This is a genomic window from Mesorhizobium sp. C089B (assembly GCF_030323125.1).
Lineage (GTDB): Bacteria > Pseudomonadota > Alphaproteobacteria > Rhizobiales > Rhizobiaceae > Mesorhizobium.
The window spans coordinates 5764514-5777105 of record NZ_CP100469.1 but is presented as its reverse complement, the minus strand read 5'-3'; the positions used below and the strand labels follow the sequence as shown (position 1 = coordinate 5777105).

The 12592-nt window shown below is 58.2% G+C and carries 8 protein-coding genes and 8 pseudogenes; 8 read left to right on the top strand and 8 right to left on the bottom strand.

The window, feature by feature from the left end; translation table 11 throughout:
• Positions 1–200: 200 nt before the first annotated feature.
• The 4 genes from NLY44_RS28330 to NLY44_RS28315 all read right to left on the bottom strand — a co-directional run bounded on the left by NLY44_RS28330 (position 201) and on the right by NLY44_RS28315 (position 3867).
• Complete coding sequence (locus NLY44_RS28330; RefSeq protein ID WP_023806907.1) at positions 201–908, bottom strand: class I SAM-dependent DNA methyltransferase; 708 nt, start codon at positions 906–908, stop codon at positions 201–203.
• Between the two features lie 797 nt (positions 909–1705).
• Complete coding sequence (locus tag NLY44_RS28325; RefSeq protein ID WP_084013095.1) at positions 1706–2512, bottom strand: SDR family NAD(P)-dependent oxidoreductase; 807 nt, start codon at positions 2510–2512, stop codon at positions 1706–1708.
• A gap of 9 nt (positions 2513–2521) precedes the next feature.
• Complete coding sequence (locus tag NLY44_RS28320; RefSeq protein WP_023806905.1) at positions 2522–3283, bottom strand: SDR family NAD(P)-dependent oxidoreductase; 762 nt, start codon at positions 3281–3283, stop codon at positions 2522–2524.
• Positions 3284–3645: 362 nt separating this feature from the next.
• Entirely contained in the window at positions 3646–3867 is a 222-nt protein-coding gene (locus tag NLY44_RS28315) for a hypothetical protein (protein ID WP_156941079.1), read from the bottom strand.
• A 108-nt stretch (positions 3868–3975) separates the two neighbouring features.
• On the opposite strand from NLY44_RS28315, the pseudogene NLY44_RS28310 reads away from it, so the two are divergent.
• Positions 3976–4951, top strand: a pseudogene (locus NLY44_RS28310) (IS110 family RNA-guided transposase); the annotation flags it as partial.
• Here NLY44_RS28310 and NLY44_RS28305 read toward each other — a convergent pair.
• Both NLY44_RS28305 and NLY44_RS28300 read right to left on the bottom strand, forming a co-directional pair.
• On the bottom strand, positions 4900–5199 hold the full coding sequence (locus NLY44_RS28305; RefSeq protein ID WP_460221678.1) for a 2OG-Fe(II) oxygenase family protein: 300 nt from the start codon (positions 5197–5199) through the stop codon (positions 4900–4902). The pseudogene NLY44_RS28310 and the gene NLY44_RS28305 overlap by 52 nt on opposite strands.
• A gap of 229 nt (positions 5200–5428) precedes the next feature.
• Positions 5429–7048 (bottom strand): carbamoyltransferase C-terminal domain-containing protein, encoded by a 1620-nt coding sequence (locus NLY44_RS28300; protein ID WP_023807066.1) that lies wholly within the window; start codon positions 7046–7048, stop codon positions 5429–5431.
• Positions 7049–7532: 484 nt separating this feature from the next.
• On the opposite strand from NLY44_RS28300, the pseudogene NLY44_RS28295 reads away from it, so the two are divergent.
• Positions 7533–7744, top strand: a pseudogene (locus tag NLY44_RS28295) (transposase); the annotation flags it as partial.
• A gap of 13 nt (positions 7745–7757) precedes the next feature.
• Here the strand turns inward: NLY44_RS28295 and NLY44_RS33250 are convergent.
• Together NLY44_RS33250 and tnpB are read right to left on the bottom strand one after the other, a co-directional pair.
• Positions 7758–8094 (bottom strand): annotated as a pseudogene (locus tag NLY44_RS33250) (IS21 family transposase); the annotation flags it as partial.
• 841 nt (positions 8095–8935) lie between these two features.
• Positions 8936–9145 (bottom strand): IS66 family insertion sequence element accessory protein TnpB, encoded by a 210-nt coding sequence (tnpB, locus tag NLY44_RS28285; protein ID WP_198029043.1) that lies wholly within the window; start codon positions 9143–9145, stop codon positions 8936–8938.
• 54 nt (positions 9146–9199) lie between these two features.
• On the opposite strand from tnpB, the pseudogene NLY44_RS28280 reads away from it, so the two are divergent.
• From NLY44_RS28280 to NLY44_RS28255, 6 genes and pseudogenes are all read left to right on the top strand, one after another.
• Positions 9200–9489 (top strand): annotated as a pseudogene (locus tag NLY44_RS28280) (transposase); the annotation flags it as partial.
• A gap of 298 nt (positions 9490–9787) precedes the next feature.
• Positions 9788–10559: pseudogene (locus NLY44_RS28275) on the top strand (IS5 family transposase); the annotation flags it as partial.
• A 70-nt stretch (positions 10560–10629) separates the two neighbouring features.
• A pseudogene (locus NLY44_RS28270) lies at positions 10630–11453 on the top strand (IS5 family transposase).
• 11 nt (positions 11454–11464) lie between these two features.
• Positions 11465–11758 (top strand): annotated as a pseudogene (locus tag NLY44_RS28265) (transposase); the annotation flags it as partial.
• A gap of 175 nt (positions 11759–11933) precedes the next feature.
• Positions 11934–12077, top strand: a complete 144-nt coding sequence (locus NLY44_RS28260) for a hypothetical protein (RefSeq protein WP_023807074.1) — start codon at positions 11934–11936, stop codon at positions 12075–12077.
• A gap of 119 nt (positions 12078–12196) precedes the next feature.
• Positions 12197–12493 (top strand): annotated as a pseudogene (locus tag NLY44_RS28255) (IS110 family transposase); the annotation flags it as partial.
• Positions 12494–12592: the final 99 nt, after the last annotated feature.

The following is a 12592-nucleotide window of genomic DNA, read 5'->3' as shown; positions in this document are numbered from 1 at the left end:
CTGGTGCAGTTGCTTGTTAGATTGGCTGCGTGAATAACCGTTAGGAAGCGTTTGATACCTTGTCCGGTGCATTCTTTTTGGGTGCCTTGCTCAACAAAGTAGACAGCCCGAACTCCTGGCGGGGTCCACGCAGGGGCTCGCTTGTCGTGTCGCGTTGCATCGGCTGCCAGCTTTTCGTAGCGAGTTCTGCGGCAACGCTGTTATGACCGGTCGTCCGTTGGTGCACTGGCATTCCCAGGCACTTGGAAAACCCAATAGTGTGCGCCCTCCTCCGCAACGTATCTGCCGTTCTTTAGACGCTGTGTCGGCGCAAGTATGCCCTCATGGTCCAGACGGCGCACCTCCTCTTCGAAGCATGTCGTCTCGGCATAGCTCTTGCGAGTGCTTGCGATGACGAAACCGTTCGGGCGCGTGACGCGAGCCAGTTCGCGCAGTGCTTCCGGTCGGACATGCCCGAGCGTCAAGACGCCGCAGCAGACCGTAATATCATAGCTCGCGCTGGAGTAGTGGGAGAGCGGCCCGTTGAGATCGACTCCGCCCCGAACATGCCGGTAGACGCGGGTCTGCCGGGCCTTTTCGGCCATCTCCTCGGACAGATCGAGGCCTTCGATCAACCGAAACCCAAGGCGTTCCAGCTGGACTCCGAGCAGGCCCGTTCCGCAGCCAGCGTCCAGGATTGTAATGACTGCTCGTTCCTTGGCCAAGTAGGCTGTCTGCATAGCGCCCGCCAGTTCGGCCACAACCATCGGCCCGCAGTATCCGTCGCGGCCGACATCCAGATCGTAGGCACTGGCCCATTCGCTATAAAAGTGGGCCAAGCGACCGGCGTCGCCGTCCAGTGCATGGGAATCCTTGATGCGCTCTCGTGCGGCTAGCTCCAGAGCAGAATGCTGATCGAGGGTGTACATGATAGTTCCTCCGTGTATGGGCGTGCAGTTGTCATTGGAGCGAGTGGCCGCGGCTTGACCGCACTGTCGCGGCGCTTTCAGCGAAATACACCCCTACTGCGGCCGCCGGGGCCGGGCGATCTACTCTTCAGTGGGGATGTGTCGACTTGAGCGCAATCCGGCGCATACCGGCCAACGCGCCCTATTTGCCTGCTAACTTGTCGAAGACGTTGAGTGGCAGCGGCACCGTAGATGAAGACAGATCCCTAGTCGCAAGACGCATCGCGATGCGTCCCGTCGGCGGACGCGGGATTGACATCTTGTTTACCTGATAGCCGGCGTCCAAGAGGGCGGCGGCCGGGCCGCACAACGCTTCCGTTACTCCGATTTATTGTGGAAACAAGTGGGGCACACCCCTTGGCCTTCATCCTCAACAGTACACATGGAGCTTCCTTTCACATGTCAATCGGACAACGTATGTCGCATCGACAGAAATATCATCGGCCTCTCGCACCAGCAAGCCGTTCAATGTTAAGAATACATTTTATACTTAGAATATAACTTCACTTATATTTTACTTTCCTTTCGGAATATATTAACAATTAATTCGCCGACAAGGGTGATCCGGATCTTTCGCGTGGAACGATGGGCAAGGCGATCTCGCTAGCAGGCACGTCCGGGGAGGTCATTCAACAGGTTGAGGCGCCTCGCGTCGAACCGTCATGCGGCGGCCTGCGCCTGCCGCGAAGAGGAGGCTTCGACCTCAAATACCGATCAGAGGAGCCTGATCGGTGAAGGTGCGGGTTTCGGACGAGGCCCTATGCCTTCGTAAGCTTGGCCCGATACTCCTCGTCCAAGATGGAAGGCAGGGATACCTTCTTGGTTCGCGCGCCATCGACAGCGATCATTTCACCGCTAACGAAGCTGGATTCGTCGCTCGCCAGCCAAACGACCGCATTTGCTATCTCCTTAGGGGAGCCGATCCTTCCAACCGGGTGAAGTTGTGCCAATTCCCTCTCGACCAGGCTTCGGTCCGGGTGGAGCTCGACATAGGCGCGATTCAAGTCGGTGTCGATCCAACCAGGGCAAACAGTATTGCAGCGAACTCCATCGGGTCCGAGATCAACTGCCAATCCCAACGTAAGACCGTGTACGCCGGCCTTCGTGGCCGCATAGGCAGTATGCCAAGGGTTGACCATATAGCCCTCGACCGACCCGATGTTAACGATCGTGCCCGAGCCGATACGCCTCATTTCCGGGACCACATACTTGCTCATCAGAAACGGACCACGGAGATTGACCGCCATAAGTCGGTCCCAATCCTCGGCAGTTTGTTCGTCGATCGACTTATGAATAACGATACCAGCATTGTTGACCAGTACATCGATCCTGCCAAACTTCTGGAGGACCTCGTCAACGAATTTGCGAATTGAGGCCTCCTTTGTGACATCAAGAGACATAAACGTCAGCCTCTCGACGTTGCCGGAATCGGCGGAGCGATCGTCACGCAAATCGCCGACGACCACTATTGCGTCTTCATCCGCGAGCTTCTCAGCAATTGCACGCCCTATGCCTCGTTTGCCACCAGTCACGATGGCAACTTTGCCTGATAGCCGATTACCCAAGCATTCCTCCTATCCTGCCGTGAGGCCGCCATCTATTGGAATAGCTACCCCTGTGATGTGCTTGGCTTCCTCGCTCGCGAGGAATAGCGTCAAGCTCGCAATCTCCTTCGTAGTCGCCACGCGGCCCTGGGGTATCAAATCAACATTTCTTTGAAGAATCTCGGCGGCGGTAACTCGCTTGCTATGGGCTGACACAAGCATAGGCGTATCCACGGCGCCGGGGCAGACGGCATTGATGGTGATTTGCTCCTTGGCGTGATCAAGGGCCATGGCTTGCGTCAACAAAACGACGGCGCCCTTCGACGCGCAATAGGCAACCAGCCCGGGACAGCCAACCAACCCCACATTCGAGGCTATGTTGACAATGCTGCCGCCGCCGGTCCTTCGCATAGACTTCACTGCGCCGCGGCTGAAGTAGAACACACCGTTGACATTGACGTCGAATGTCTGACGCCAGTCGTCATTAGTGGTATCGACGACGCTTCCCCGCCGGATAATCCCAGCGCTGTTGACCAAAACGTCGACCTTTCCGAACCGCTCTTCCGTGAAATTAGCCACATGGTCGGCGAAGGCCGAGTCGGCCACATCGCCGAGCATCAATTCGGCCTGACAATCGAGTTCTTGAACCGACTCCAAGGCTTTTTGGCCGCGCTCCCGATCGCGGCCGACCAATACGATTGACGCCGCTGTCGCGGCGAAGGCCTCTACGACGGCCTCCCCTATCCCCGACGTTGCGCCAGTAACGATAACCACCTTCTTGGAAGGCGTCATGGTAGTGATCGCCCAATCGGACTGATGAGGTCGAGAGTATTCTCGACCGCCCGCTTACTTATCAAAGCTCGCGTACCGCCGTTTCCCTGGTTTTCACGAGCGACCAATTCATGCGACTGACAAGCTGAAGTCATGGTGGGACTTGGACAACGGTGACCACCTCGTGGTAGCTTTTGTAAATCGTGCGCAGAGACCGGAACATAATCTAGCGTCGGCGAATGTTCCTCATATTCGAGAAGAATTTTCTTTGCATCGGCATGCATCACCATGACTCCGTTCAGAAGTAAAATGTACCTAATGACTAACGCAAGTGTCCACGCTGGGTATGCATTCAATTACCACGCGCACACCTGTCATTGGTGTTAACTTATTACTAACTTTTTGTTAAATACTTGCGACGGCATGAAACGGAAATGGAGTGCCATTTGCATTCCGTTGAGCAGCGGGAAAGCTTCGGCAGGCTGTTGAAGAAGGATTCCGTTGGCTTTGGGGATGGCCTCGTCCCAGTTGTGATAGGCGAATGTGATCTCGATCGAGCCATCGTCGAGCAATTCCGCGGAGCCGCCGCCGGTGACCTCGTCCATCTCGTCGAAGCCGACCCATGTTGACCTGATGTGGTGGACGGCCTCCGCTCCCGGCATCGCAATGTGCCAAAGTGTGCTTGTCGAAAGTCACATGAGGGAGAACCGTCCATGGAGAAGGTTAGTACAATCGGTCTGGATTTCGCCAAGCACGTCTTTCAGGTGCACGGCGTGGATGCGGCGGGCGCGGTGGTTGTGCGCCGGAAGTTGCGTCGCGACGATGTCGTCGCATTCTTTGCGTCTTTGCCGGCATGCCTGATCGGCATTGAAGCCTGCGCAACGAGCCATCACTGGGCCCGCGTTCTCATGGGGCTGGGTCATAAGGTCCGGCTGATGCCAGCCTCCTATGTGAAGCCATATGTCAAACGACAGAAGAATGACGCGACGGACGCGGAGGCGATCTGCGAGGCGGTGACGCGGCCGTCGATGCGCTTCGTTCCGGCGAAGAGCGAGGAACAGCAAAGTGTGCTGATGTTGCATCGAGTTCGTGAGCTTCTGGTCCGACAGCGCACCATGCTGGTGAACGCGCTGCGCGGCCATCTGGCCGAGTTCGGGATTGTGACGCGCCAGGGCATTGCCGGCGTCGGGATGCTGATCGGGCTCGCCGAAGACGAGAATAACGAGCTTATCCCCCGCTTGCCCGGGATGCGCTTGTTCCCTTGGTCGAACAGCTACGGGCGGCGCACGAAAAGGTCCGTGAGCTCGTCATCAGATTCAAGCTTGGCACTGCTCGAATGAACTGAGCCGGCGACTGGAAACGATCCCCGGCATCGGTCCAATCACCGCCAGCGCGATCGTTGCAACCGTGACAGACGCCTCCCTGTTCAAATCCGGCCGGCAACTCGCGGCTTGCCTTGGCCTCGTGCCGCGACAGAACTCGTCCGGAGGAAAGGATAGGCTCGGCCGGATCAGCAAGCAGGGCGATCCCTATATCCGTCGACTGCTTGTCGTTGGCGCACATGCCGTCCTCAGGTTCAGCCGCAAGGGCGAAGCAGCGCCTACCCGCTGGGCTGCCGAGCTTCTGACGAAGAAGCCCTATAATGTCGTCGCCGTTGCTCTTGCGAACAAGGTGGCGCGGATCGTCTGGGGCGCTGAGGGGGATGGGTCGATGACCGCACTGAAATCAACGTCGATAAAGAAGGGGATTGAGTATCGCTCGCGTCCCGAGGTATTCACCACAAGGTGCATGTTGGCCAAGTAGACATCATTGGTGAGCCGCTGAATCAGATCGCCAATGTTGATGACGAATGTGCCGCGGATCGGACTGCCCTCGACCCAGTCGCCATCTCGGTTCATGACCTGAAGACCACCCACGTCGTCCTGCGCCAGGATCATCAGATTGCCGTAATCCGTGTGGGCACCAAGGCCGATGAGGCCCCTGCCGCGCCGAACGCCCGTGCGACGGCTCCCCCTATCCCGACGTCGCGCCCGTAATGAGTACTACCTTCTTGCGATGTGCCATCGTAGGTTCCCAGGCCAAGTGACGTTGGCCTAATCTGATCGGAGGGGTGCTGAGGCCTATGGCGCCTTCCATGCGCTCCAGGTCGGTGTAGCCCCTGAAATTTCATCCCGGCGGCAGGAGGATCCCTTTATCCGCTGCTAAGCCAGCCTCTTTACCCACAGAACAAGTTGGAGCCACCTCTGGGAGGAGATAAAATGAATCGTTGATAACGAAACCGTCGAGCCCTGTGGCTCGGGCATAAGCCAGCAAATCGCTTGCCCGGTTGATGAAGCCGGTGCCATTGAAATTCAGTGACGTATTGCAAAGAACGCCGGCCCCGCTTTTCGCTTTGAAGGAGGTGAGCAACTGAAAGAGGCGAAGGTTTTGCTTCGCAGAAACCGTCTGGGCCCGCGCTGTGCCGTCGACATGTGTGACTGCTTCCAACCGGCTATCGAGAACCCTTTGAAAAAACAGCATGTGGGGTGACGGACGTGCCAAGTCGAAGTGGAGCGCGACGTCGTCCTCCAGGCAAACCGGTGCGATGGGTCGGAAACCCTCCCGGTTCTTGATACGGTTCAGGCGCTCGTGAGTTGCCTTTGAGAAAGGCTCTGCCACAATTGACCGATTCCCGAGCGCACGCGGACCGATTTCGCAATTGCCCTGCACCCAGCCGATGACCTTGCCACTGAGCAACGCTGAGGCTACTCGGTCGTAGTCGAGTGGATGAACCTCGAGCTCGCTTCCATCGAACTCGTCATGGATGAATGGCTGGCCTGAATAGACGTTCCATTTGATCTTCGCACTGCCGGTGAAATGCCGCATGGCATCCACTGCCGTGCCGATCGCTGAGCCTGTATCGTTAGCGCACGGCGGAATAAAAACGTCGGGAAAAAGATTCGATTCGAGCCAACCGCGATTCCACTCGCAGTTCAATCCACACCCACCTGAAATCAGAAGCGGGTGGCCCTTTGTCATGTTCTTCTTCGCAAAATTGTAAAACGCACCGAAGATGCCGTCCGAAACCCGCTTGGCGAGGTTAGTGAACTTCTGGTTGGTGACCCCAATGTTGTAGTAGGGCGAATTCCGCAAATCCTTCTTGGCTATGGGGTACAGGTTGCTTGGAAGCAGGAAATCGAGCAGCGCCTGCTCGTCCTGGTCCGGGGATCTGGTCTGTCCATAGGCGCATAGCGCCATGAGCTTGCCGGCGTCCCCCATACGCGTTGGTCCTTTGGGCAAAATGAATTCCGGGTCGGCAAGCGCGTACAGGAAAGCATATTTGTCACCAGGATTCGCCATCACTCTTCCCAAATGCAGGACCTGAAGGTATTCATCTATTTCATAGAAATCTCCGCACCATCCCTCCCAGATCAACACGTAACAAGGGGTCCCCGCGGGAAATGGGGACATGCCGTAGGCGCCCCAGAGATGGGAACGCTCGTGAGTCGAGGAATAGAAATGCACCTTCTTCCCGAAGATGGTCTTCTCTTCGACAATCTCCGACGCCTGGGCTAGCCCGTAATAACCGGCTCCGACTGGAGTGACGCTGGGGAACTTCAACCACCCACTGATAGCAATCACGTCCGGAACAACGTCCAGGCGGGCGGCGGCATCGAGGACCGTCGTCGGAGAGATGGTTGAATATCTGGGAAAGCTATCCTTCTCGGATTCATATGAAAAGACGAGCTCCGCCGCTGAAGCATCGAGCGCTGCTATTGTGCCATCATGACCAGGCTTGAAGGACATTATTTTCACGTTTATTTCTCCCTAAGGGAATTGCGCCGCCATGCTTTCAATATCTCAACGCAACTGGATTTTGGTGATCGATCTGCATGGCCTATTTTCGAATACTTACTCATTTTTACCCACGTAGAAACAACTTGCTGTTACTGGGATTTTTCTCGATACGAGAACAAGTTAATAGCACTGGCCGATTAACTACACTGTTTCGAGACTTCGGAAAATGTCTTTTTATTAAGTATTTGTTAAGTTTTGTTAGCAAAAGACGCGATCTTCCCTGGGCAAACGACGGAGATCTTAGGCGCCAACCCGCTATGGAGCGCGTGAGCCCCCACATGATCCTGACACGTTGGCTGCGGTGCTGCGCGGCCGACGTGAAGAAACGTCTGTCGACCGATCACTTCCAGTCCAAGCTACGGCGGGATTGAAAGTTCGAGCTTCGACGTGCCCCGTCGGCTTAAGGTCTTCATCCATATCATGCGTCGACTTGCGTGACCCTGCCGGTGACGCGAAATTGATCGCCAAGTATCATCGCCGCTCCCGATTTCGACGCCAAGATCGTACCATGTTATGCGCGCGGCATGAGCGTGCGCGAGATCCGCAGCCAATGGAGGAACTCTATGACATCGACGTCTCGCCGGAACTGATCTTAGGCGTCACTGCGCTGTGCTCGAGGAGGTCGCCGAATGGCAGAACAGGCCGTCCTCCCGTCTAACGGCGCCCGTCCGCCCAGAGGGCGAAGCGCCCCGGCCGCTTCGGCAAAGCGCAGGAGCCACGCCGGTCGCGCCAAGCACACGCTGATCGGCAATCTCGCCCGTCCACCGGTCCAGATGCACCTCGAACGACCGCCCAGTTCTCGACCGGCGGCCGGCAATCGCATTGCGCTTGACGTAGCCGATCCCGCGTTCGTCCTTCCCCTTCGTACGCGCCCGGTAGGGCGCCCCAGCCCGCGGCATAAATCCCCAGTTGCGGCCAAAGGCGTGCAGCCGCATGTCGACCCGCACCTCTTGCGCTGTCGCATCGTGATGTTTGACCAGCGCCTTCGGGTTGTCGAAATTTCGCGTCCCGAGCGGTTATGTGCCCCGGCGCGTAAGTTTCTGTGATTAAACGACCTGACTGTCTGTGGCGTATATCTAGCGAGCGAACATCGAGCGCACCCTCCCACTGTCTCTTATTCAGAATGGAGGTTGCCATGTTGGAACGCCTTTTCGTCAAACCACAAACTACCGATCGGCTTATGGATTGCTGGCTTGGCCCGCAGCAGGCTAAGTATTTAAGGCGATCGTGAGCACAGATTCACCGCAAGGGATTTACGGGATCGGTGAGCAACGATTGCAGGCGGTAGTGAGCAGCGATTTCAGGTGATCGAGAGCACCTTTTCGTAGTGCTGGACGCTTCGGCCGACTACCCAACCGGTCTACAGGATGCCTCGTTCAAAACGAGGAGGCGTGCGCCAACCCAGAGATCGTCGATGCGCTGGATCAGATAAAAGTTTTACGTCTAAGGAAGTTGGCGAGTTCGGGACTGCGATCGGGCGAGTGGTCAGGCTTGATATTCCAACGTCGATCTGTCCAACGGGGATTCTCCTCGTTCGGAAGACGAGGTTCCACGGACCGTCTCGTTCCAGCTCACACGACGACCCAAATAGCCCTTGCTCACTACGTCCGTGAGCATTGTCGGCGAGCGGTCTGCAAAGTGCATTCGCTAAGGTCCGGAAGCTCGCTGAGCCTTGATGACGGCAAGCCTTTGAAACCCACGATCTCAGGCACCGGTTCACCGCGACCCGTCTTTGCCTCAGATACGAACAGCGCGCCAACGTTTAGGCGCATGCCTCTCCTTGCCCTTTATCTCGGCCACGCCAGCTACAGCGACACAGCCCTACTACTCACTGGCTCAGCGGATCCTCTCGCCATTGCGGCGGAGCGCGCTTTGGACGCATGCCATCGGATCGGCGCCCATCGTCTCGCGCACCAGTTCGGCCAGCCCTTCCGCGCCCTTTCGGAAGTCTACCGGCTTCGTCGCTATCACGTCCTTGACCTCACCCGTCGGCCCGATCACGCTGTCGCCTTCAGGCGCGAATTGCAGCAGCCACCGTCTTGGCATCGGCACCACGGCCAACCCGCATGGCGATGCCGTCGATCTTACGCTCGATCACGCCGGCGTCAGGTTGCCGCCTATGCCGGCCTGGCGGCGACGCCCTGGAAGAGTGGGGCGATCGATCACGAGCAGGGGGTGTCGAAATCTGGCAATCCGACGCTGCGACGACGCTGGTATGTCCAGATGGCTGGCTATGGGTGCGCCATCAACCGCAATCACCGCTCACCTTATGGTTCAGCGGCTGAAGAAGACAATGATCGTGGCGCTGGCCCGCAAGCTGCTCGTGGCGCTGTGGAAATACATTAACGCCGGCGTTGTTCATCGAGGGAGCGATCGTGACGGTTGCCTGATGCGCTACACCCAGCGAATTCTGCCATCTTCCAGGACCTGATCAGTTCTGGCGGATCCGAGGTGGACGAACCGGCACGTAGCGTGGCTTCAATCGCCGTTGTCTCAGAATGGTCTCGTCTTCCTGAGCCCCTGTCCGCCGCAAGCGGGATGTTGGTGCCGCTGTTTCGAACAGCGGCCGTGGATAAGTTGGATCTGGCTCGGGAAACGAACCGCGTCATGCAATCGGACTCAGACCATGGATACCCTAAAACCAGCGGACCCAAAAAGCGGAGCCCTAAAAGCCTTGACACTCCTCATATAAGCTACGTGGACCTCGAGGCTCGGGTGCGGCGCGATCATCCGTTGCGCCGTATTCGGGCGATTATGAACGAGGCGTTTTCGGCTTAGAGCGGGAGTTTGCGACGCTGTACTCGCCGCTCCGGCGGCCGTCGATCCCGGCTGAGAAATTGCTTCGGGCGATGCTGTTGCAGGCGTTCTATTCGATCCGCTCGGAACGGCTTTTGATGGAGCGGCTGGAATACGACCTTCTGTTCCGCTGGTTCGTCCGGATTTGCGTCGACGACGCGGCCTGGGATCATTCGGTTTTCTCCAGGAACCGTGGCTGGCTGCTGGAGGGCGACATCGCTGCAAAGTTCCTGGCGGCGGTGCTGGCGCAACCAAGGTGAAGAAGCTTCTGTCGACGGATCACTTCTCGGTCGACGGCACGCTGATCGAGGCCTGGCGATGAAGAGCGTCAGCCGAAGGACGGCCCAAGCGGTGGTCATGGCGAGCCGCCGGCAGATGGCGGTGGACGCAATGCGGAAGCGGACTTCCACGGCGAGAGGCGATCGAACGAAACGCTCGCCTCGACCACCGACCCCGAGGCCAGGCTCTACCGCAAGGGGCGGGGCAAGGAGGCGAAGCTGTGCTTCATGGGGCATGGGCTAATGGAGAACCGCCATGGCCTTCTGGTCGACACCTGCCTGACGTTGGCCGACGGGCATGCCGAGCGGGTGGCGGCCTGCACATGATCGAACCGCGTGCCGACCGTCCGCAAACAATCACACTCGGTGCCGACAAGGCCTATGACGCTTAGAGGCCGTTTTGAAAATCGGCTTGCTGGGGTTTCGTCTGAGGCTGGGTTATGATTCAAGCTGTGGATGTGGACAAAGCAGAGCCGCGGCCGGATGGCCCAGATCGCCAAGAAGACCAAGCGCTACCCGTCTGATTTGACGGATGAGGAGTGGGAGCAGTTCGCGCCGCTGATGCCCAAGCCTGGGCGGCGTGGCCGTCCGCGCGAGGTTGATTTTCGCGAGGTGATCAATGCGGTGCGCTACCTGGTCCGTTCGGGTTGCGGCTGGCGGATGCTGCCGATCCACTTTGGACCCTGGCAGACGGTCTATGGCTGGTTTCGAGAGCTGGCGCGGCGATTTTTGTTCCAGACCATCCACGACGTGGCGCTGATGCTGGATCGTGAGCGGGCCGGGCGCGAGGCGAGCCCGTCGGCGGCGGTGATTGATAGCCAGTCGGTCAAGGCTCCGCAAGCAAGAACAAGGGGTTACGACGCCGGCAAGAAGATCGTCGGACGCAAGCGCCATATCGCAGTCGATACGGATGGGCGGCTGTTGATGGTCAACTTGACGCCGGCCGATATCTCCGACAGCGCCGGCGCTCAGGCGATCTTGGATGGTATCCGCCAGCGCTGGCCCTGGGTGAAGCATCTGTTCGCCGACGGCGCCTATGATCGGCTAATGCTCATGGACAAGGCCGCCTATCTGGACTCGTGGTCGAGGTCATCCGCCGATCCGATGACCAGAAGGGCTTCGAAGTCTTGCCCCGACGCTGGGTCGTCGAGCGGACCTTCGGCTGGATGACGAGATGGCGCCGCCTCGTGCGCGACTACGAGCAGCGCATCGACGTCTCTCACGCAATGATCCTCGTCGCAATGGGCGCAAACCTCATCCGCCGAAACGCTCATCCTTGAATTTCAAAACGGACTCTGAGGACTTTATCAATGAGTTGCGCTCAATGAAGGTGACGCCGCATGTAGCGCAGAACACGAATGGCCGTAGTTCATCGATTGACGGGCGCACCACCCGGCATAGCGGCTATACGGTCAGCCAGCGCATCCGCAAACGCATTGAAGAGGCGTTCGGATGGATCAAGACGATCGCCGGACAGGCGAAGACGAAGTTGCGTGGCCGCGACCGCGTCGGATGGGCTTTCACCTTCAACGCCGCCGCCTACAATCTCGTGCGGTTGCCGAAGCTGCTGGTGGTGCCGACATGATCGCACCTGCCGGCTGTCAACTGATTGGCCGCTGGCGGGTCATCGAAGCTGAGCTGTGGGATCGCGGCTATCTCGACCTCGGCGGACCCGCCACGATCACCATTGGGGCCGACAACCACGCTGAGATCGCCTTTGGCCCCCTGCAAGCCGGCCTCGATCTCGGGTACGGCCCTCAATGGTCTTCTTCACCTGGGCCGGCTTCGATGAGATGGACGAAGTCACCGGTGACGGCCCCGCGGAATTGCTCGACGACGGCTCGATCGACATCACCTTCGCGTATCGCAACGGCGACGAGGCTATCCTCAAGGGCAAAACGTGATCCTTCTTCAACAGATGGGTGATTGGGGTGGGCCCGAGCTGAAATGAGGGCGGCTGCTCCTGTCGGGATGTGAGAACGTGGGCGATGTAGATCGCCACAAACATCAGGAAGGAGCAGCCATGAAGTATTTTGCCGGACTGGATGTGTCTTTGGAAGAGACCGCCATCTGCGTCGTCGATGAGAGCGGCCGCATTGTGAAGGGAGGGCGGGCGGCGAGTGAACCACAGGCGCTTCTTCATGCCCTTCGGAAAGTCGATCTGCCGCTGGAACGCATCGGACTGGAAGTCAAGCCTGCTCGCTATTATGATGGTATCCGCGCCGAAGGATGGCCGGCCATCTGCATTGAAACCCGACAGGCCAAAGCAGCGATGAAGACGATGCCGAACAAGACGGATCGGAATGACGCACGCGCCCTAGTACTACAGTTGCAGATGCCGATGCCGTTTGTAGTGACAGATGGTGGCCGCAGCCTGATGTCGTCGTCGCCATAACGACCAGGCGATGATGAAGGGCTT